General features: G+C 70.7%; 21 protein-coding genes. 14 read left to right on the forward strand and 7 right to left on the reverse strand.

Annotated elements, in window-relative coordinates:
* Window positions 1-14 precede the first annotated feature (14 nt).
* The gene (locus tag KBI5_RS05605) at window positions 15-227 is read right to left on the reverse strand and encodes a hypothetical protein (protein ID WP_049760855.1); all 213 of its coding nucleotides are present in this window, start codon (window positions 225-227) and stop codon (window positions 15-17) included.
* Between the two features lie 204 nt (window positions 228-431).
* On the opposite strand from KBI5_RS05605, the gene KBI5_RS05610 reads away from it, so the two are divergent.
* On the forward strand, window positions 432-1661 hold the full coding sequence (locus tag KBI5_RS05610; RefSeq protein WP_011435695.1) for an alkane 1-monooxygenase: 1230 nt from the start codon (window positions 432-434) through the stop codon (window positions 1659-1661).
* Between the two features lie 84 nt (window positions 1662-1745).
* Here KBI5_RS05610 and KBI5_RS05615 read toward each other — a convergent pair whose 3' ends face one another.
* Entirely contained in the window at window positions 1746-2504 is a 759-nt protein-coding gene (locus KBI5_RS05615) for a lysophospholipid acyltransferase family protein (protein ID WP_023840554.1), read from the reverse strand.
* 225 nt (window positions 2505-2729) lie between these two features.
* Between KBI5_RS05615 and KBI5_RS05620 the strand changes: the two genes are divergently transcribed.
* Both KBI5_RS05620 and KBI5_RS05625 read left to right on the forward strand, forming a co-directional pair.
* On the forward strand, window positions 2730-3422 hold the full coding sequence (locus KBI5_RS05620; protein ID WP_011435697.1) for a M50 family metallopeptidase: 693 nt from the start codon (window positions 2730-2732) through the stop codon (window positions 3420-3422).
* Window positions 3423-3488: 66 nt separating this feature from the next.
* Window positions 3489-4505, forward strand: coding sequence for an SOS response-associated peptidase (locus tag KBI5_RS05625; protein ID WP_011435698.1), 1017 nt, complete (start codon window positions 3489-3491; stop codon window positions 4503-4505).
* 69 nt (window positions 4506-4574) lie between these two features.
* On the opposite strand, the gene KBI5_RS05630 is transcribed toward KBI5_RS05625, so the two are convergent.
* The 3 genes from KBI5_RS05630 to KBI5_RS27620 all read right to left on the reverse strand — a co-directional run bounded on the left by KBI5_RS05630 (window position 4575) and on the right by KBI5_RS27620 (window position 6192).
* A complete protein-coding gene (locus tag KBI5_RS05630; RefSeq protein ID WP_011435699.1) occupies window positions 4575-5138 on the reverse strand; it encodes a DUF308 domain-containing protein in 564 nt (187 codons plus the stop codon).
* Window positions 5139-5263: 125 nt separating this feature from the next.
* Entirely contained in the window at window positions 5264-5458 is a 195-nt protein-coding gene (locus KBI5_RS05635) for a ferredoxin (RefSeq protein ID WP_011435700.1), read from the reverse strand.
* A gap of 356 nt (window positions 5459-5814) precedes the next feature.
* Window positions 5815-6192: a hypothetical protein gene (locus tag KBI5_RS27620; protein WP_035730063.1), complete on the reverse strand. Its 378-nt coding sequence runs from the start codon at window positions 6190-6192 to the stop codon at window positions 5815-5817.
* Between the two features lie 6 nt (window positions 6193-6198).
* Here KBI5_RS27620 and KBI5_RS05640 point away from each other — a divergent pair, with 6 nt between their 5' ends.
* Genes KBI5_RS05640 through KBI5_RS27625 form a run of 4 tightly spaced genes read left to right on the forward strand, consistent with a single transcriptional unit; the run spans window position 6199 to window position 11008 of the window.
* A complete protein-coding gene (locus KBI5_RS05640) occupies window positions 6199-6909 on the forward strand; it encodes a ComEA family DNA-binding protein (protein ID WP_051569444.1) in 711 nt (236 codons plus the stop codon).
* A 7-nt stretch (window positions 6910-6916) separates the two neighbouring features.
* The gene (locus KBI5_RS05645; RefSeq protein ID WP_241882673.1) at window positions 6917-9562 is read left to right on the forward strand and encodes a ComEC/Rec2 family competence protein; all 2646 of its coding nucleotides are present in this window, start codon (window positions 6917-6919) and stop codon (window positions 9560-9562) included.
* Window position 9563: 1 nt separating this feature from the next.
* Window positions 9564-10568 carry a DNA polymerase III subunit delta gene (holA, locus tag KBI5_RS05650; protein WP_011435703.1) on the forward strand — a complete coding sequence of 335 codons (1005 nt, stop codon included), beginning with the start codon at window positions 9564-9566 and terminating at the stop codon, window positions 10566-10568.
* Window positions 10565-11008, forward strand: a complete 444-nt coding sequence (locus tag KBI5_RS27625; protein ID WP_241882674.1) for a hypothetical protein — start codon at window positions 10565-10567, stop codon at window positions 11006-11008. The genes holA and KBI5_RS27625 overlap by 4 nt, the downstream gene beginning before the upstream one ends.
* A gap of 79 nt (window positions 11009-11087) precedes the next feature.
* Here KBI5_RS27625 and rpsT read toward each other — a convergent pair whose 3' ends face one another.
* Complete coding sequence (gene rpsT / locus KBI5_RS05660) at window positions 11088-11357, reverse strand: 30S ribosomal protein S20 (RefSeq protein WP_011435705.1); 270 nt, start codon at window positions 11355-11357, stop codon at window positions 11088-11090.
* Between the two features lie 414 nt (window positions 11358-11771).
* Here rpsT and lepA point away from each other — a divergent pair, with 414 nt between their 5' ends.
* Window positions 11772-13574, forward strand: coding sequence for a translation elongation factor 4 (gene lepA / locus KBI5_RS05665; RefSeq protein ID WP_116289846.1), 1803 nt, complete (start codon window positions 11772-11774; stop codon window positions 13572-13574).
* A gap of 60 nt (window positions 13575-13634) precedes the next feature.
* Here the strand turns inward: lepA and KBI5_RS05670 are convergent, their stop codons facing one another.
* The gene (locus tag KBI5_RS05670) at window positions 13635-13799 is read right to left on the reverse strand and encodes a hypothetical protein (RefSeq protein WP_232234895.1); all 165 of its coding nucleotides are present in this window, start codon (window positions 13797-13799) and stop codon (window positions 13635-13637) included.
* A gap of 225 nt (window positions 13800-14024) precedes the next feature.
* On the opposite strand from KBI5_RS05670, the gene hemW reads away from it, so the two are divergent.
* The 6 genes from hemW (at window position 14025) to ybeY (ending at window position 20302) form a co-directional block, all read left to right on the forward strand.
* The gene (gene hemW, locus KBI5_RS05675) at window positions 14025-15260 is read left to right on the forward strand and encodes a radical SAM family heme chaperone HemW (RefSeq protein ID WP_011435707.1); all 1236 of its coding nucleotides are present in this window, start codon (window positions 14025-14027) and stop codon (window positions 15258-15260) included.
* Between the two features lie 254 nt (window positions 15261-15514).
* Window positions 15515-16534 carry a heat-inducible transcriptional repressor HrcA gene (gene hrcA / locus KBI5_RS05680; protein ID WP_085014494.1) on the forward strand — a complete coding sequence of 340 codons (1020 nt, stop codon included), beginning with the start codon at window positions 15515-15517 and terminating at the stop codon, window positions 16532-16534.
* Complete coding sequence (gene dnaJ / locus KBI5_RS05685) at window positions 16534-17673, forward strand: molecular chaperone DnaJ (protein ID WP_085014495.1); 1140 nt, start codon at window positions 16534-16536, stop codon at window positions 17671-17673. Before hrcA ends, dnaJ begins: the two co-directional genes overlap by 1 nt.
* Before the next feature lie 123 nt (window positions 17674-17796).
* The gene (locus KBI5_RS05690) at window positions 17797-18489 is read left to right on the forward strand and encodes a 16S rRNA (uracil(1498)-N(3))-methyltransferase (protein ID WP_241882675.1); all 693 of its coding nucleotides are present in this window, start codon (window positions 17797-17799) and stop codon (window positions 18487-18489) included.
* Between the two features lie 150 nt (window positions 18490-18639).
* Entirely contained in the window at window positions 18640-19677 is a 1038-nt protein-coding gene (locus tag KBI5_RS05695; protein WP_011435711.1) for a PhoH family protein, read from the forward strand.
* A gap of 28 nt (window positions 19678-19705) precedes the next feature.
* Entirely contained in the window at window positions 19706-20302 is a 597-nt protein-coding gene (gene ybeY, locus KBI5_RS05700) for an rRNA maturation RNase YbeY (RefSeq protein WP_043590770.1), read from the forward strand.
* Window positions 20303-20308: the final 6 nt, after the last annotated feature.

Consider the following 20308-nt stretch of genomic DNA (forward strand, 5'->3'; position numbering starts at 1 on the left):
GGCGCGCGGATGGATCATGGCCGGTGGTTCCGGCGGCGCCGGTGCCATCGCAGGAGCCGGGGCAGCAGGATGTTGGCGGCGAACAGCACGGCGGCGAGGACGTAGTTGCCCGCACCCAGACGTTCCTGGCCGGGCAGGGGAAGCAGCGTATACGTGATCAGAACAACGGTGGACAGCAACAGAGTGCCGACCATCACCCCGCCGATCCAGGGGGGCGAGTCGGTCATCGAACGGGACCGCCGGCCCGCGGGCGACGGCGTCACGCCACCTGTTTGCACGGGTCCTGCTCCTCGATGTGACCGGCGTTCTGTTGTCACCGTATATGACACGTGGCAGGCTCACTGTCCAGTTATCGTGCGCCGTCAGGGGTTTTCGCCCCGCGGTGGCGGTCGGCGCCGGTCGGCGGTCCGGCCGGCAAATCGGAGGTACCGATGGCGGCACCTGTCCTCACCGCGCCCGGCGGCCTCGCCTGGCGGGACGGCAAGCGGTACATGTGGCTCACCGCGATCATCGTTCCGTTGCTGGCCATCGTGGGATACGGCCTGTGGCATCGGACGGGTGTCGAGCTGCACTGGTGGATCACCCCGCTCTTCGTCTTCGTCCTGGTTCCGCTGCTCGACATGACCACACCGCCGGATCCGGTCAATCCACCGGAGGAGATCCGGGCCGCGCTGGAGGCCGACCGTTACTACCGCCGGTGCACGTATCTCTACCCGCCGCTGGCGGGCGTCGGCCTGCTGCTGGGCGCCTCGGCCTGGACGAACGGCGACCTGTCGTGGTCCGCCCGGATCGGCGTGGTGGTGTCGGTCGGCACCGTGACCGGGGTGGGCATYACCACCGCGCACGAGCTCGGCCACAAGCGGGGGATTTTCGAGCGCTGGTTGGCGAGGTTGATGCTGGCGCCGGCCGCGTACGGTCACTTCTCCGTAGAGCACAACCGGGGCCATCACGTGCGGGTAGCGACGGCGGCGGACCCGGCGAGCGCCCGGTTGGGGGAGAGCTTCTGGCGGTTCTGGCCGCGGACCGTCGTCGGCAGCCTGCGTTCCGCCTGGTCGCTGGAGGCCGCCCGGCTACGGTTGCGCGGCCGACGGGTCTGGTCGGTGCGCAACGAGGTCGTGCTTGGCTGGTTGCTCACCGCGGTGTTGTTCCTGGCGCTGGCCGTCGAGTTCGGGCCGGCTGTACTCGTCTTCCTCGTCGCCCAGGCGGCCTTCGGGTTCACCTTGTTGGAGGGGGTCAACTACATCGAGCACTACGGCCTGGCCCGGGAGCTGACTCCGAGCGGGCGTTATGAGAAGGTCGACCCCCGGCACAGCTGGAACAGCGACGCCGTGATCAGCAATCTGGCGCTTTACCAGTTGCAGCGACACAGCGACCACCACGCCAACCCGACCCGGCGCTACCAGGCACTGCGGTCCTTCGAGGCCTCTCCCCAGCTACCGGCGGGGTACGCCACGCTCCTGCTCGCGGCGTATCTCCCGCCGGTGTGGTTTCGGGTGATGGACGACCGCGTCGTCGAGCATTACGGCGGGGACGTCAGCCGGGCGAACCTGCACCCCGCGCGCCGGGCCGCTTTGCTGACCCGGTACCGGTCGCCGTCCGGGCCGCCGCCGTCCGGTACCGAGGTCGACGGGTCTCCGTCCCGGGGCGGTGTTCGTGGGTGAGCACTTCCTTGAATAACGCACGGTAACAGCGCAGAGCCGTCCGCGAGATCGTCGGTCGGCAAGGATTCCGGCGGGGATGATCTGTCAGCTCTGGCCGGATTCCTCGGAGGTGCTCTGCTCGGCGGCGTCCTGATCGGCCGGCCGATCAGGAGCCGAGCCACCGAGATGCGCGGGCAGCCACCAGTCCGGCTCGCCCGGCGCGGGTCGCGGGTAGCGGCGCTGCGCGTCGTCGAGCAGCTCGTTCATCACCTTCTCCAGCAGCGCCGTGCCGTCGCGGCCCTTACCCAGTTCCGTGGGCTGGACGGGCCTGCCCACCGTGATCGAGACGCGGACACCGATCGCGTCCCGCAGTCTGAAGGGCCGCCCCTTGGTGAAAATGCGCTGGCTGCCCCAGAGGATCACCGGGATCACCGGCACCTTCGTGTGAGCGGCCATCCGGGCCGCCCCGGTCTTGAATGTCGCCAGACAGTAACTCGGACTGATTGTCGCCTCGGGGAAGACGCCCACGAGTTCCCCGGCGCGCAGTGCGTCGAGGGCGTGGCGCAGAGACGCTGCGCCGGCCTCCCGGTCGACCGGGATGTGGTGCATGCCGCGCATGAGCGGCCCGCTGATCCGGTGGTCGAAGACGGCCTTCTTGGCCATGAACCGGACCAGCCGACGCTCCGCGATCCAGAACGGCAGACCCGCGAGCGCGAAGTCCAGGTACGAGACGTGATTGATCAGGACGATGCCGCCACCCGATGCCGGGATGTTCTCCGTGCCCTGGATGTCGAGACGCAGGCGCAGTGCGCCGAAAAGTCCCCGCACCATGCTGACCACCGGCCGGTAGACGTACTCCGCCACGACGGGCCACTCCTCGATGTTCCTCGCGGTCTCCCCGGTGTGCCGAATGCGACACGACCTTACCCCCACCCCCTGACACCGGTCGTCGTGGATGTCCGGCGATACCGCGGTCCGGTTTCACCGGAAGGCAACGTCGCGTGGGGTGAGGGCAGGATCGATGATGTTCGTATCAGGCGTCTGTGGAGGAGCGGGACCAACCGCGCGGATGAGGGAGAGACGACGGAAATGGAGATTCTGCGCCGGAGCATTGCGGCGCAGCCGGCGGCGCCGCAGTGGGTGCTCGTCGTTGCCGCGATTCTGGCGGCCCTGACGGTACTCAGCGACCGCCTATGGCCGATATCCAGACATGTGATAACAATTGCACACGAAGGCGGCCATGCCCTGGCCGCGGTCGCGACGGGGCGCCGCCTGGCCGGCGTTCGGCTGCATTCGGACACCTCCGGAGTAACCGTGTCCTCCGGACGGCCGACCGGTGCGGGTGTCGTCGTGACCGTCGCCGCCGGCTACACGACACCGTCTCTGCTCGGTCTCGGAGCCGCGGGCCTGCTGGCCACCGGCCGGACGAGTCTGCTGCTGCAGCTGTGCGTGGCGCTGCTGCTGGCGATGCTGGTCGTGATCCGCAACGGTTTCGGGGCCCTGTCCGTGCTGGGGAGTACCGCGGGAATCCTGGCGGTCTCCTGGTTCGCGCCGCAGACCGTGCGCGCCGGATTCGCCGCGTACATCGCGTGCTTCCTGCTGCTGGGCGCGATCCGCCCGGTGATCGAGGTGCAGCGGGGGCGCCGTCGGCGCCGGGCCGGGGATTCCGACCCGGATCAGCTCGCGCGGTTGACCGGACTGCCCCCGACGCTCTGGGTCGGGTTCTTCGGCCTGGTCAACCTCGGTGCATTGGCCGGTGGCCTCGCCACGCTGTTCGGGTGACCTTCGCGTTCGGGTGACCTCCGCGCGGAACCTGGAACTGTCGGACCCGGGTGCCACACTGGCGCCATGTGCGGTCGGTACACCCAGAAGCTGAAGACCGACGACCTCGCCGCGGCGATGTCCGCTCGCGACGAGACTGCCGGCGGGGTGGCGGAGAACTACAACGTGGCGCCCACCTCGGCGATGCCGATCGTCATCGCCGAGCCGCGTGAGCTCCCGGACGGCGCTCTTCGGGGTGAGGCGCACCTCCCTCCGGCCGGCCGGCACCCGGCCGGGAAGCCGCCGGCTGCCGCCCGGACCGAGCGGGTCCTTCGCCTCGCGACCTGGGGGTTGGTGCCGTCCTGGGCCAAGGAGCGGACGATCGGGGCAAAGATGATCAATGCGCGGTCGGAGACGGCGGCGACCAAGCCGGCGTTCCGATCGGCCTTCGCCGCACGGCGCTGCCTCGTCCCGGCGACCGGTTTCTACGAGTGGTTTCATCCGGGTGGTGGCTCGCGGCGGGGGCAACCCTTCTACATCCGTCCCGCGGGCCATCCCGCGACCGGCGGGATCTTCGCGTTCGCGGGTCTCTACGAGGTCTGGCGCCGGGGTGAGGCCCCGCTGGTGACCTTCACGATCCTCACGACCGGGGCCGCCGCGGGGCTGGAGTTCCTGCACGACCGCTCGCCGGTGATCCTGCCCGAGGCCGCCTGGGATCGCTGGATGGATCCCTCGGTCCGCGATCCCGCCGCGTTCGCCTCGCTGCTGCGGCCGGCTCCGGCCGGGGTGGTCGCGGCGCATCCGGTCGCGGCCGAGGTGGGCAGTGTCCGGAACAAGGGTCGTCATCTCATCGATCCCGTCGAGATCGATCCGGTGGTCGCCGCGGCCGTCGCGCAGGCGGGCGGGCGGACGGCTCTCGCGGTGGACCCGGAGCGGTCCGGTGGTTCCGTCGGCGGTGGTACCGGTCCGTCCACGCGGGCGGGCGGCACCGTCGATCTGTCGTCGTTCGGCATCGACCCGGTCCATGACCCCGTCCATGACCCGGTCGATACCCCCGTCAATGCCCCGGGCAAAGGYACCGCCGCGGGGCCGGGAGGCGGGTGACTCGGCGGGCGCGCTCGGCAATCGCGGGTTGATCCGCCGGAAATCCGGAGAACGGATGGTCGCCGGAGGTCAGGAGTGACCGTGCGGGCGAAGCGCGAGCCCGAGCGCGATCTCGGTGACACCGGTGACGATCAGTTGGATTCCGAAGATCACCGCTAGTACCATGATCGTCGTTCCCGGCCAGGTCAGCGCCAGCACGCCGAGGACGACACTGAGCGCGGCCAAGGCGAGCGGACCGGCGATGCCGCGGCCGGTCCCACGCGAGGATCTGCTCGCCCAGGTCACCAGGGCCCGGACGACCCCGGTGATGATCAGTATCGCGCCGACGAGCAGTGCGACGACTCGGAGGGTGACTCCCGGCCACAGCAGCACGATGACGCCGCCGAGCGCAAGCATGATCCCGAACAGGGCGGTCCCCGCAGTGTTCTCCGACCGGACCGCGGCGATCGTCTCGCTGATACCGGAGAGCACGAGTGCCACCCCGGCGAGGACCGCCAGCGTGCGGGCTGTCGCGAAGGGGTTCGTGATCAGCAGAAGTCCCAGCACGGTGACCGCCGCACCGAGCAGGAGCAACGCCGGCCACAGCGCGCTGGGGGCTTGCTGACGTCGGTGCTGCCGGTAGATCGTGGCCATCGAGGCACCTCCCCGGGTCGGGGCTCCGCCCGGATACGCGCGGGCCGCTCTCGCCAGAAGGTCTCTACCCGGTTCCGGCGAGTCGCTACCGCGACTCACTCTCCCGGCCGACCGCCACGTCGTGATCAGCTGTCGGAGATGCTGATCGCCTCGGTCGGGCAGGAGTCAACAGCCTCTTGGATGTCGTCCCACCTGGCGTCGTCGGGTTCCTCGTCGAGGAGGTAGAGGAAGCCGTCGTCGCGGATCTCGAACACGTTCGGGACGAGACGGACACAGGTTCCGCTGCTCGCGCAGCGGTCGTAGTCGACAGTCACGCGCATCGGCGCACCTCCCAGTGGTRCTCCCACAATCAGTGTCGAGCGGACCTTACCGCCGAGCCCGTGGCTGCGACAGAACCGGGACCCCGGCAGGCCACTGGGCGGGGGCTGTGGACGACGGGCGGCTGTCCACAGGACGGCGGCGAGCGGAGCGGGAGCCGCCGTGATCGATCTACGGTCCAGCCATGGTCGAATCCACCCCTGGTCCCGGGTACCCGCTGTCGGCCCCGTCGCCGCGTTTCCCCGTCCACGCATTTCCGCCTGAAACGTCCGTTTCGTCGCGATGGCCATCGCTGGACCTGCTGCCGTCGGACGACGCCACCGTGCCGCTGCGTCCGCCGGACCCCCCAGCGGACGGCTCAGCTGGTGGATCCCGCCGCGTTCGTGACGCCACGTTCACCGAGGACGAGCAGGAGATCGGTGGCGACGAGTCCGACCTGTTCGGGATTCGCGAGGGCGTGTTCCTTGATGAGGACCGGGCCGCCGGCGGATGGGTCGCGGACGAGCTCGCGGCGGAAGGGGCCGATCTTGGCCGGCTGGTCGCCGGCCGAACGGATCGGCGCCGTCCGGTCCACTCCCGTCTGGTCCACCCCCGTGCGGGGCGCGAGATGGACGATGGCGAGGACGAGGGCGGCCGGGGACCTGATCGCGGGCCATCGGCCGGCCGGCCGGCGCCGGGAGTTCCACGGGGCGATCTGGTCGGCGTCATCCGCAGGCGGCTTCCGGCTACGCTGCATGGCATCGTGGTGGCGCCGGCCGCCCGGGCCGCCCTCGTTCTCGCGTTGGTCGCCCTCGCTGCCGCGCTCATGACCGCCTGGTTCTCCTGGCAGCACCGCCCGGTGCCGCTCGCCTCCTCCGAGGTCGATACCCCCCGGACGGGGGAGTCGGCGGCGGCTGGCAACGCCCGGTCGGACCACTCGGACCACGGGGCCACCTCCGCCACGGATACGAGCGTGACTTCGGCACCGACGGCCAGGGCCGCCCGCACCGGGGCGAGCGGCGAGGTGGTGGTCGACGTCGCCGGCCGGGTGGCCCGGCCGGGGGTCGTCCGGCTCCCGGCGGGCGCGCGCGTGGTGGATGCGATCGAACGCGCCGGGGGAGTGCTCCCGGGCACCGACACGACCGGCCTCGCCCTGGCCCGGTTGCTGGTCGACGGAGAACAGGTCCTCGTCGACGGCAAGCCCGGCCCGGCGCGGCCCGGAACGGCGGCCGGGCAACCTGCGGGTACTGGCCTCGGGTCCGCCGGTTCCACCGCGGCGACCGGTCCGATCGACCTGAATGCCGCGACCGCCGAGGAGCTTGACGGTCTGCCCGGGGTGGGGCCTGTGCTGGCTCGCCGCATCGTCGAGTGGCGCACGGCGCACGGGCCCTTCCGGTCGCCCGAGCAGCTGGCGGAGGTGACCGGAGTCGGCGACAAGCGGCTGGCCGATCTGCTGCCATTGCTGAAGGTTTGACGTTCCAGTGGTCGACGTCGGGATGGAGACCGGACTCGCGCTGCCGGAACGGCCGTCCGGGGCTTCCCGTCCCATGGACGCCCGGCTGGTGGGCCCGGCGGTCATGGCCTGGGCTGGCGCGGTGGGTGCCGGCACCTGGCCGCCGTCCGTTCCGTTGCTGGGCGCCGCCGGTGCGGTGCTCGTCGCGGCTCCGATGTTCCTGCTGCTCCAGGTCCGTCCGCGGGGTGGTCGGCCGACTTGCCCGGGACCGGGCGGCGCTCGGGCCGAGGCGGCTACGGGCGCGTCTCGTCCGTCGCAGCCGCAGCCGCAGCCGCAGCCGCAGCCGCGCAGCGCGCCGCTCACCCGGGGCGTTGGGCGGTGCTCCGGCGGCACTGTCGTCGTGCTCACGGCCCTCGTCTTCCTGGCCGCCGGGTTTCTCGCGGGTGGACTGGCGGCTCGTCCGCGTGACAGCGGCCCGCTCGCCGATCTGGTCCGGCATGGCCGTCCGGTCACCGCCGAGGTCGTCGTCACCGACGATCCCCGCGCCACCTCCTCGTCCACCGCGGTCCGGACGGGAACCGGGCCCGGAGCCGGAGAGGGAAGAGGAGAGGGCGGCGGCGCCGATCGCGTGACCTTCGTGATCTCCGTCCGGGCGGAACGCCTTACCGCGTCACCGGCGGATCTGCGGGTCCGGGCCCCGATGGTCCTGCTCGCGCGGGGTGGCGGCTGGGGTGCTCTGCTGCCCAGCCAGCACCTGGTCGTCTCCGGCAGGCTCGCCGAACCCCGGGTCGGTGACACCGTGGCCGCCGTCCTGTTCGCCGACGGCCCACCGCGGACCCGCGGCGGACCCGCAATGATCCAACGAATCGCCGGGGGGCTGCGGGCCGGGCTGCGTCGAGCCGCTGGGGGACTGCCTGAACCGCGTCGCGGGCTGCTGCCCGGCCTCGTGGTCGGCGACGTCTCCGGGCTCGACGATGCGGTGCGCGCGGACTTCCGCGCCGCCGGAATGTCCCATCTAACGGCCGTGTCCGGTAGCAACGTCGCCATCGTGACGGCCTCGGCGCTCTACCTCATGGGATGGACCGGGCGTGGGTCACGGTCGCGCGCCGCGGTGGGAGCCCTCGCTCTCGTCGGGTTCGTCGTGCTCGCCCGGCCCTCGGCCAGCGTGCTGCGTGCCGGGGCGATGGGTCTGGTCGGCCTGCTCGGGCTCGCCGTTGGCCGTCCCAGGGCGGTGCTGCCCTCCCTGGCGGCGAGCGTGATCATCCTGATCCTGGCGGATCCCGCGCTCGCCCTCTCGGTCGGCTTCGCGCTGTCCGTCCTCGCCACGGCCGGAATGATCGTTCTCGCGCCGGGCTGGCGGGACGCGCTCGCTCGCCGGCTGCCGGCGCGAATCGCCGAGGTGCTCTCCGTCGCGGCCRCCGCCCAGCTGGCGTGCACCCCGGTGTTGGCCTGGACCGGCGGGGGGCTGAGCCTCGTGGCGGTGCCCGCGAACGTCCTGGCCGTGCCCGCCGTCGCACCGGCGACCGTGCTGGGAGTACTGACGCTGGTCGTGGCGGCGGTGTCGCCGTCAGCAGCCGGGCTGCTCGCGCACCTCGCCGATCTGCCGTGCTGGTGGCTGGTGACGGTCGCCGGCCGGTGCGCCGATCTTCCTGCCGCGACGCTGCCGTGGCCCACGGGGGTGATGGGAGCGGGCGTGGCCGCCGGTGTCGCCTGGCTCGTGGTGGCGACGCTGCGGCGGCGGGTGCCGCGGCGACTGGTCGCTGCGGCCCTGGTCGGCCTGCTCCTGGCGCGATGCGCCGTCGCCGGGCGGCTGGCGCCGTGGCCGCCGCCCGGCTGGCGCCTGGTCGCCTGCGACGTCGGTCAGGGCGACGCCCTCGTGCTGTCGGCGGGACCGGGCACCGCGGTGCTGGTCGACGCCGGCCCCGATCCGGCCCTGCTGACCCGCTGCCTCTCCGACCTCGGCGTGCGACGGATACCGGTGGTCATTCTCAGCCACTTCCACGCCGATCACGTCGAGGGGCTGCCGGCCGTGCTCGGCCGGCTTCCGGTGGGGGAGGTACTCGGCAGTCCGCTGGGGGAACCCGTTCTCCAGTGGCACCGGGTCCAACAGTGGACCCGGCGGGCCGGTGTGCCGCTGCGGACGGCCGTCATCGGCTCCCGGGCACAGGTGGGGGCGGTCTCTTGGACGGTCCTGGCTCCGCGCACCGTGTTGCACGGCACCGAGAGCGATCCCAACAACGCGAGCCTGGTGCTCTCCGCACGGGTGGGGGAGGTGACCATCCTGCTCACCGGGGATGTGGAGCCGCCGGCCCAGCGGGTGTTGACCGGCAGCCCGGAGGATCGGACGGCGCTACGAGCCGACGTGCTCAAGGTGCCCCATCACGGCGCCGCTGATCAGGACGCCACCTTCCTCGCGGCGACCGGGGCCCGATTCGCCCTGATCAGCGTCGGCACCGGGAACAGCTATGGTCATCCCGCGCCGTCCACCTTGCGGACGCTGCGCCGGTCCGGCATGGCCGTCGCCCGGACCGACCGCGACGGCGCGGTGGCGGTGGTCGCCACGGCGGCACCCGCCGGGTCCGCCGAGTCCGGGTCGCTGGCGGGAGCCGCCTCCGGGTCGGGGGCGGGAGTCCGCGTCTCGGTGGTGCTCCGCCGGCCCGGGGGCGGATCGTGACATGCTCACCTGCGTGTCCTCCTCCGCACTGCCGCCGCTCGTGCTCGTCACCGGCGACGAGGATCTACTCGTCGGTCGAGCGGTGCGCGGGGTTCTCGACGCGGCTCGGGCCCGTGATCCCGATGTCGAGATCGTCGACCGGCCGGCCGGTGAGCTCAGCGAGGCCGATCTGATCGACCTCGGCGCCACCTCGATGTTCGGAGGTGGCCGGGTGATGGTCGTCCGCGGCGCGCAGGACCTCGCCGAGGATCTGCGTGACGCGTTGTTGGAGTACATCGCTCGTCCGCTCGACGACGTCGTGCTCGTCGTCGTCCACAGCGGCGTGGTGAAGAACCGCAAACTCGCGGACGTGCTGAAGACCGCGGGCGCGCGGGTCGTGCCGGCAGCGAAGATCACCAAGCCGCGGGAGCGTCACGATTTCGTCGTCGCCGAGGTGCGGCATCTCGGCGGCCGGGTCAGCGACGGCGCGGTGCGCGCCCTGCTCGACGCGGTCGGTGGTGATCTGCGTGAGCTCGCCGCCGTTTGCGATCAACTCGTGGCCGACACCGACGGGCTGATCGACGAGGCCGCGGTGGCCCGTTTCCACCGGGGCCGGGCCGAGGCCAGCGGGTTCGCCGTCGCGGACGCGATCATCGGCGGCGACCTGCCGCAGGCGTTGACGCTGCTGCGTCAGTCCCTGGAGGGGGGTACCGCGGCCGTACTGGTCTCCAGCGCCGTTGCCGGTGGTCTGCGTGACCTCGCCCGGGTGGCGTCCGCGGGTCCCGGCTCGAAGTGGGATCTCGCCCGAGCCCTGGGTATGCCGGACTGGAAGGTCGAGAAGGCGCAGCGCTCCGCCCGAGCATGGTCGGACCGGGGTCTCGGCCAGGCCCTGCGGGCGGCCGCCGAGGCCGACGCCGGCGTCAAGGGCGCTGCGGTTGACGCCGGTTACGCCTTGGAGAAACTGTTGCGCGAGGTCGCCGTGGCCAGGTTGGTCGGGCGGGCCCGGGCGGCCGGGAGCCGTGGATGACCGACGGTCCGTGGACGGCTGACGGTCCGGGGACGGCTGACGGTCCGGGGACGGCTGACGGTCCGGGGACGGCTGACGGTCCGGGGACGGCTGACGGTCCGGGGACGGCTGACGGTCCGGGAGCCGGTGCCGGCATCGTCGTGGCTCCTCAGCCGGCAGCCGACCCCGAGGCCCCGCCGCCGGGCGGCTGGTTCGGCCTGCGGGTGCTACCGGCGGGCTGGATGCGGGGGCTGCTCATGATCGTGACTGGGCTGGTCACGGTGGTGATCGCACTCGGTGATCTCGCGAGCGCCTGGGTGGTCGRTGTCCTCCCGCTGACCGTCGGCGCGATGGTTGCCTATCACGAAGTGCTTKAGCGGCTGATCCGGCCGGACGAGGTCTCGGCGGAACCGGCTCCACAGCAGCCCGGAGCCCGTTCCACGCCGTGCGGCGGGCTCTGACCGGGCGAGAGGCCCGACCGACGGGTGGGCACGCGGAAAAGCCGGGACGCCTGCGGCGCCCCGGCTGGAGGAAGACGACTCAGCTGGCGGCCAGGTTGGCGTGCGTGCGAGCCAGTGCCGACTTCTTATTGGCGGCCTGGTTGGCGTGAATGACACCCTTGCTGACGGCCTTGTCCAGCTTGCGGGACGCGATCCGCAGCGTCTCGCCGGCGCGCTCGACGTCACCGGCATCCACGGCGTCGCGGAAGCGACGCACGTGCGTCTTGAGTTCCGACTTCACAGCCTTGTTGCGCAGCCGCCGCTTCTCGTTGGTGAGGTTGCGCTTGATCTGCGACTTGATGTTGGCCACGCGGGAGAACCTCTGATTTGTCGAGTCGGGGTGGTGCGGACACGTCATAGTACGGGTACCGGCCGTGCCCGGTGATCCGGCATATCTCGCTGGCTCCTGGGAGCAGCAGGTACCGCGGAGAACCGGCTGCCTCCGGCGACCGGCGCCGCACGGAATGGCGACCAGATCATGACCGGACAGGTCATGATCGACCAGATCATGACCGGACGACGACGCGGCCCGTCACGGTGGCACTCAGATTATCAAACCCCCGCGCGGCGGCGCACCGGCGCAACGTTGYGCGCGGCTCCTGGCACGATGAAGGTGGTCGACCCAGATATCGGCACGGGCGGCTCCACCGTGATCACCGCGAGCGAAACGAGAACTCTCCGCGTGTCCACAGCCCCGCACCTGGCGCCCGGCGCCGACCCGACGATGATCCGCAACTTCTGCATCATCGCCCACATCGACCATGGCAAGTCGACTCTTGCCGATCGGATGCTTGGTGTGACCGGTGTCGTGGAGGCGCGCAACATGCGCGCGCAGTACCTCGACCGCATGGACATCGAGCGCGAGCGCGGGATCACCATCAAGGCCCAGAACGTGCGCCTGCCGTGGCGGGCCGACGATGGTCGGGACTACATCCTGCATCTCATCGACACACCGGGCCACGTCGACTTCAGTTACGAGGTGAGCCGTTCGCTCGCGGCCTGCGAGGGCGCGGTGCTGCTGGTCGACGCGGCCCAGGGCATCGAAGCGCAGACCCTGGCGAACCTGTACCTGGCGATCGAGAACGACCTGACCATCGTTCCCGTACTCAACAAGATCGATCTTCCGGCGGCCCAGCCGGAGAAGTACGCCGAGGAGATCGCGGCGATCATCGGCTGCGAGCCGGGCGAGGTGCTCCGCGTGTCCGGCAAGACCGGCCAGGGAGTGCCGGAGCTGCTCAACGAGATCGTGCGCCGGGTGCCCGCCCCGGTCGGCGATCCGGACGGTCCGGCTCGTGCGATGATCTTCGACAGCGTCTACGACATCTACCGCGGCGTCATCACCTATGTGCGGGTGGTCGATGGCACGCTGACCACCCGCGACCGGTGTCTGATGATGTCGACCAGCGCGAGCCACGAGACCCTCGAGGTAGGTGTCATCTCGCCGGACCCCCATCCGACCGGGTCGCTGTCGGTCGGCGAGGTCGGCTACGTCATCCCCGGGGTCAAGGACGTCCGGCAGGCCCGGGTCGGCGACACCATCACCACTACCCGGCGGCCGGCGACGGAGATGCTCGGTGGCTATCGGGATCCGTTGCCGATGGTGTACTCCGGGTTGTACCCGATCGACGGCAGCGAGTATCCAGCGTTGCGCGAGGCTCTCGACAAGCTTCAGCTCAACGACGCCGCCCTGACCTACGAACCGGAAACCTCCGCGGCATTGGGGTTCGGATTCCGGTGCGGCTTCCTGGGCCTGCTGCATCTGGAGATCGTCCGGGAGCGGCTGGAGCGCGAGTTCAACCTCACTCTCATCTCCACGGCCCCGAACGTCGTCTACCGGGTGGTCATGGAGGACCATTCCGAGATCATAGTGACCAACCCCAGTGACTGGCCGGGCGGGAAGATCGCCGAGGTGTACGAGCCCGTCGTCGAGGCGATGCTGCTGCTGCCGACCGACTTCGTCGGGGCGGTGATGGAACTGTCCCAGGGCCGGCGCGGTGTCCTGAAGGGGATGGACTATCTGTCGACCGACCGGGTGGAACTCAAGTACACGCTGCCTCTCGGTGAGATCATCTTCGACTTCTTCGACGCCCTGAAGTCCAGGACCCGGGGCTATGCCAGCCTCGACTACGAGCCGGCCGGGGAGCAGTTGGCCGATCTGGTGAAGGTCGACATCCTGTTGCAGGGGGAGACTGTCGATGCCTTCTCGGCGATCGTGCACCGTGAGAAGGCCTACGCCTACGGCGTGTCCATGACGACCAAGCTGCGCGAGCTGATTCCGCGCCAGCAGTTCGAGGTGCCGATCCAGGCTGCGATCGGCAGCCGGATCATCGCGCGGGAGAACATCCGCGCCATCCGCAAGGACGTGCTCGCCAAGTGCTACGGCGGCGACATCACCCGCAAGCGCAAGCTGCTCGAGAAGCAGAAGGAGGGCAAGAAGCGGATGAAGACGATCGGTCGGGTCGAGGTGCCGCAGGAGGCCTTCATCGCGGCGCTGTCCACGGACACCGGCAAACCGGCGGTGAAGTGAGTCCGGTGCGGGGCCGACGCGGGACCGTGGTGCCATCCRCCTGTTCAGTGAGTCGGCCGTTCAGCGGGTCGGCAGGGGGCTGGCCGGGAGGCGGATCGGTTCGGTGGCCGGTTCGGGGAACGACAGGTCCGCGACAGGGGCGGCGGCGCTGGAACGGTACACGGTGGTTCGGGGCGGGAGCAGTTCGAAGATCTCGTCGAGAACGGCCCTGGCGTCGTCGTCCATGACCGGATCTTTTCGCACCGACGTCGATCGGTCCATGGTGAACCACCCATATTTTCCCTTCTGTGCCCAACGATGACAAAATGTCATTACACCCGGCCAACATCGCCGAAGTGGGTATTCCGGCCTTATCCCTAGGTGGTCCTCGTGTGGCCACCCCTGGCCCGCCCGCGTGGTTGGCAAACGTAGCGTTGCCGCGAGAGCACACGTTGGGGGCACACTGGGGGCATGCCACAAAAGCCTCCCGACGGCTCGCTTCCGCCGGACGACGGTGCCCTCCCGGCGGCCGCGCTGGCCGAGGTGACCCGGCGGCCGTTCGGGGTCTACGTGCATGTGCCCTATTGCGCGGCGCGCTGCGGCTACTGCGACTTCAACACCTACACGGCGGCCGACCTAGGCGGCGCCCTGGTGTCGTCGGTGGGCCTCACGACGTTCGTCGACATCGCGACCGGCGAGGTCCGGCTCGCGCGTACCGTGCTTGGTGAGCAGGAGCTGGTGGTCTCCACGGTCTTCGTCGGTGGCGGCACGCCGACCCTGTTGACCGCGGACGATCTCGGGCGGCTGTTGCGGATCCTGGACGACGGGTTCGGGCTGGCGTCCGACGCGGAGATCACCACCGAGGCGAATCCGGAGTCGGTGGATCCGGCGCAACTGGAGCAGCTGCGCGCCGCCGGTTACACCCGGATCTCCTTCGGGATGCAGAGTAGCCGTCCGCACGTCCTCGCCGCCCTGGACCGGCGGCACACCCCTGGCCGCGTGCCCGAGGTGATGCGCTGGGCCCGCAAGGCGGGCTTTGACCAGGTCAGCCTGGACCTCATCTACGGGGCTCCGGGCGAGTCGGAGGCGGACTGGGCGGCGAGCCTGGACGCGGCGATCCAGCTCGGCCCGGACCACGTCAGTGCCTACGCGCTGACGGTTGAGGAGGGCACGAAACTGTCCCGCCGGGTCCGCCGGGGCGAGCTGCTCGAACCCGACGACGACCTGCTTGCCGACCGCTACCTGCAGGCCGATGACGCTCTGTGCGCGGCCGGCCTGACCAGCTACGAGGTCAGCAACTGGTCGCGGGGGACCGATACCCGGTGTCGGCACAATCTGGGGTACTGGCGCGGAGATCACTGGTGGGGGATCGGTCCGGGCGCGCACAGCCACGTCGGCGGGGTGCGATGGTGGAACGTGCGTCATCCGGCGGAGTACGCGGCCCGGCTGGGGGCCGGGCGCAGTCCCGCGGCCGCCCGGGAGGAGCTCGACGCGCAGGCCCGCCGGGTCGAGCGGGTCATGCTGGGCGTCCGGTTGGCCGAGGGACTGGCCGTCGGTGAGCTGGACGGGCCCGGCCGGGAGGCCACCGCCGGGCTCGCGAAGTCCGGCCTGGTGGAACCCGGTGCCCTGGAGTTCGGCCGGGTGCGTCTCACTCGTCGCGGTCGTCTGCTCACCGACACGGTCGTGCGAGCCCTGCTGCCCGACTGACGCCGCTGCCCGACCGGCGGCCGTCCGGTGGCCCGATCGGGCGGGACCGGAACCTGGGTACCGGCATGCTCGTTTCGTTACGAGGACGTCGCCGGGCCCTTACCGGTCATTCGCGGGGTGGCTCATGTTCTGTGCTTCGACCTGAGCAGGCGGCTACACTTGGCACTCACTGCGGCCGAGTGCCAAGCTGGGTGTCCGCCGCTGCACACACCGTGGCCCGGCCACGTCCCGCCTGGTGAAGGGGGTGCGACCGCGTGCTGGAGGATCGGCGGCTCGAAGTCCTTCGGGCGATTGTTGAGGACTTTGTGCTGAGCAACGAGCCGGTGGGTTCCAAGGCGCTGGCGGAGCGGCATAATCTCGGTGTATCGCCAGCTACTGTCCGTAATGACATGTCCGCCCTGGAGGAAGAGGGGTATATCACACAGCCTCATACCAGCGCAGGACGGATACCGACGGACAAGGGCTACCGGTTGTTCGTGGACCGGTTGTCGGGGGTGAAGCCGCTGTCCCGGGCCGAACGTCGGGCGATCCAGAGCTTCCTGGAGGGCGCCGTCGACCTGGACGACGTGGTGCGCCGCTCCGTGCGGCTACTCGCCCAGCTCACCCGGCAGGTGGCCGTCGTGCAGTACCCCTCCTTGTCGAGCAGCAGCATCCGGCACATCGAGGTTGTCACGCTCGGCCCGTACCGCCTGCTGATGGTCCTCATCACCGACACCGGCCGGGTCGAGCAGCGTATCGTCGACAGCCTCGTACCCGTTGACGACGAGGTCGCCGGCGAGCTGCGTTCCGTGCTCAACTGCGCGCTGGCCGGYCGGCGCTTGGTCGACGCCCCCGACATCGTCGCGGCCCTGCCCGACAGCACCCGCTCCGAGCTGCGCCCCTACCTGACCACGGTGGCCGGTGCCGTGCTGGAGTCGCTGGTCGAGCGGCAGGAGGAGCGCATCGCGATGGCTGGGACGGCGAATCTCACGCGGTCCCCGGTCGACTTCGCCGACTCGTTGCGGTCGATACTTGAGGCGTTAGAAGAACAGGTCGTGCTGATGAAACTCATCGGCTCGGCGCGGGAGACCGGTACTGTAACGGTACGGATCGGTCGCGAAACGGATGTGGACGCCCTCCGGTCCACCGCGGTGGTGGCCACGGGATACGGTCGTGGTCCCTTCGCGCTGGGTGGGATGGGGGTGCTCGGCCCGATGCGCATGGACTATCCGGGGACGATGGCGGCCRTCCGGGCCGTCGCCAAATACGTGGGTGAACTCTTGGGTGCCGACTGATGGCAGTGGATTATTACGCCGTTCTGGGCGTACGCCGGGAAGCGTCGAACGACGAGATCAAGCGGGCCTACCGCAAACTGGCCCGTGAGCTGCATCCGGATGTCAATCCAGATCCGGATGCACAGCAGCGCTTCCGGGGCGTCACGRCCGCGTACGAGGTGCTCTCCGACCCGGAGAAGCGCCAGATCGTCGACCTGGGCGGCGATCCGCTCGCGCCCGGTGGCAGCGGCGGTGGCGGTTCGCCGTTCGGCGCCGGTTTCGGCGGCCTCGGTGACATCATGGACGCCTTCTTCGGCGGCGGGTCGAGCCGTGGGCCCCGGTCCCGGGTCCGGCGCGGCAACGACGCGCTGCTGCGCATCGAGCTCGACCTGTCCGAGACCGCGTTCGGCGCCACGCGCGAGATCACCGTGGACACGGCGGCGGTGTGCTCGACGTGTACCGGTGCCGGTGCGGCTCCCGGCACGCACCCGTCGACCTGCGGCACCTGCGGCGGGCGGGGCGAGGTCCAGCAGGTCACCCGTTCCTTCCTCGGCCAGATGGTGACCTCCCGGCCCTGTCCGCGGTGTTCGGGTACCGGCACCGTGATCGAGCATCCCTGCCGGGACTGCGGCGGCGACGGCAGGGTGCGCAAGCGCCGGACGCTCACTGTGAAGATCCCCTCCGGGGTCGAGGACGGYATGCGCATCCGGCTGTCGGGCGAGGGCGAGGTCGGGCCCGGCGGTGGGCCGCCCGGTGACCTTTACGTCGAGGTCTCCGAGAAGCAGCACCCGGTTTTCACCCGGGAGGGCGACGATCTGCACTGTGAGCTGCCGCTGCCGATGACCTCGGCGGCGCTCGGCACCTCCGCCACGCTGGAGACCCTCGACGGCACCGAGACCATCGCCGTGAAGCCCGGCACCCAGCCCGGTGAGGTCATCAAGCTCGCCGGCCGCGGGGTTCCGCATCTGCGGGCCGCCGGGCGCGGTCATCTGCACATCCACATCAACGTCGAGACTCCGACGAAGCTGGACGGCGAGCAGGAGCGGCTGCTACGAGAGCTGGCGAAGCTGCGCGACGAGGAGGCACCGGCCGTCGTGGGCGGATCCGCCGGCGGCGCGGCGGGGCTATTCCGGCGGCGGGGCACGCGCCGCGGCCGTTAGCCCGGTCATCGGCCGTGACCGCTGCGGAGAGGATGCATCCTGACCAGCGCCCTGTTCCGGCTGTCGCCGCTGCCGATCGCGGACTCGTTCACCCTCGCCGGTCCGGAGGGTCGCCATGCGGCCATGGTGCGCCGGCTGCGGCCGGGGGAGCCGGTCGACGTGACCGACGGTCTCGGCCGTGCGGTGGAGTGCGAGGTCGTTGCCGCCCGGCGGGATGAGATCGACTGCGCGGTCCGGCGCCGGGTCGCCGCCGCGGCCCCGAGCCCCCGACTGGTTGTCGTGCAGGCCCTTGCCAAGGGGGATCGGGGCGAGCGGGCGGTGGAGATGCTGACCGAGGTCGGTGTCGACGAGATCGTCCCGTGGTCGGCGGCCCGGTCCGTGGCCCGCTGGGAGGGTGTCCGTGGCGTGCGGGCCCGGGAACGCTGGGTCAGAGCCGCGGAGGAGGCGTCGAAGCAGTCCCACCGACTGCACTGGCCGGTGGTGGGCGAGTTGGCCGGCCTGAAGGAGGTTGTCGAGCGGGTGCGGGCGGCGGCGCTTGCCGTCCTCCTGCACGAGGAGGCGACCATCCCGTTGGTTGGCCTGGCCCGCTCGGTTGAGGTGTCGGAGCGAGTGGCTCCGRCCGCCTCGGCGGCGGAGCTGGTGCTCGTCGTGGGCCCCGAGGGAGGGGTGTCCGAGTTGGAACTGGCCACGCTGGGCGAGGCCGGAGCGATCGTGTCGCGGCTCGGTTCGACGGTGCTGCGCACATCCACCGCCGGCGTCGTGGCCGCGGCGGTCGTGTTCGCGGACCTCGGTCGTTGGGACGGCCCGGCGCGATGATGGATAGACTGGTCAGGTAGCGTCCGTGGTCCGCCTCGCTGGGCGGTCCCTCCGGCTGGAGGGGTTCTGTCCGGTGTCGGCCGTCCGCGCCGCGCCACCCACCGCGATCATCAATCCTGAGAGGTGCCCCGGCCTCGCTGGCCGCTCTTTATGCCCGAATCCGTTACGCCACCCGTCGCGCCCGACACCAGGGTCCAGACGCGCATTGTCGTACCCGGTCCGCACAGCATGGTGAGTCTGCTCGGTCACCAGGATCAGCTGCTCCGTACCATCGAGAAGGCTTTCTCCTCGGATATCCACGTGCGTGGCAACGAGATCACCATTACCGGCGCTCCGGCTGAGAACGAGCTCGCCGCCAGGTTGTTCGCTGAGCTCATCGCGCTGCTCGACGCCGGGACGGAGCTCAGCCCGCAGCATGTCGACCATTCGCTGGCGATGCTGCGCAGCGGCGCCGAGGAGCGGCCGGCCGAGGTTCTCACCCTCAACATCCTCTCCAGCCGGGGCCGGACGATACGGCCGAAGACGCTGAACCAGAAGCGGTACGTCGACGCGATCGACCAGCACACCATCGTTTTCGGGATCGGGCCGGCCGGCACCGGCAAGACCTACCTCGCCATGGCGAAGGCCGTTCAGGCGTTGCAGGCCAAGAAGGTGAACCGGATCATTCTGACCCGCCCCGCGGTCGAGGCGGGGGAACGCCTCGGGTTCCTGCCGGGGACCCTGTACGAGAAGATCGATCCCTACCTGCGGCCGCTCTACGACGCGCTGCATGACATGATCGATCCGGACTCGATCCCGCGGCTGATGCAGAGCGGCACGATCGAGGTGGCCCCACTGGCCTACATGCGCGGCCGGACGCTGAACGACGCCTTCATCATCCTCGACGAGGCCCAGAACACCTCGCCGGAACAGATGAAGATGTTCCTTACCCGGCTCGGCTTCGGCGCGAAGATCGTCGTTACCGGGGACGTGACCCAGGTCGACCTCCCCAGCGGCACCCGCAGCGGGCTGCGGGTGGTCCGGGAGATCCTCGACGGCCTCGGCGAYGTCCATTTTGCATCCCTGACCAGCTCCGATGTGGTTCGGCACCGGCTCGTGAGCGAGATCGTCGACGCCTACGCCCGCTGGGACGCGGCCAGTGCGCCGCCACCCGCTCCGGCCCGGTCTGCTCGTCGGGACCGACGGTGACCGTCGCCGCGGTCGGAGAGGACCGCTGATGGCCGTATTCGTTGCCAACGAGTCGGGCGCGAGTGACGTCGACGAGGTGAGGCTGGCCGCGCTCGCCCGGTTCGTGCTCGACGCCATGAAGGTGAACCCGCTCGCCGAGCTCTCGGTGATGCTGGTAGAGCCGAAGGCGATGACCGATCTGCACGTCCGGTACATGGGCGAGGAGGGTCCGACCGACGTCCTGTCCTTCCCGCAGGACGATGCCTTTGACGCCTCGTGGTCGGAGTCGGTCGACGACGATCCGACTACCCTGCTCGGCGACGTCGTGCTGTGCCCGGACGTCGCGCGGCGGCAGGCGGAGCAGGCCGGTCACTCCTTCGATCGCGAGCTGTCCCTGCTGTGCACCCACGGCATCCTGCACCTGCTCGGCTACGACCACGCCGAGCCGGACGAGGAACGCGAGATGTGGAAGGTACAGAGCCAGCTGCTCGCGTCGTGGGACGGCGCGGACGGCGCGGACGGCGCCCGCGGTGCCGCGGACGGTGCCGCGGACGGCGGCGAGGGCCGCCGTGGTGACCAGGGCCGCCGTGGTGACCAGGGCCGTGGCGGTGGCGCCGGAGAGCCCCCTGCCGCGCCCGCACGCTGACCCGGC

The sequence above is a fragment of the Frankia sp. KB5 genome, assembly GCF_002099325.1.
Classification (GTDB): Bacteria; Actinomycetota; Actinomycetes; order Frankiales; family Frankiaceae; genus Frankia; species Frankia casuarinae.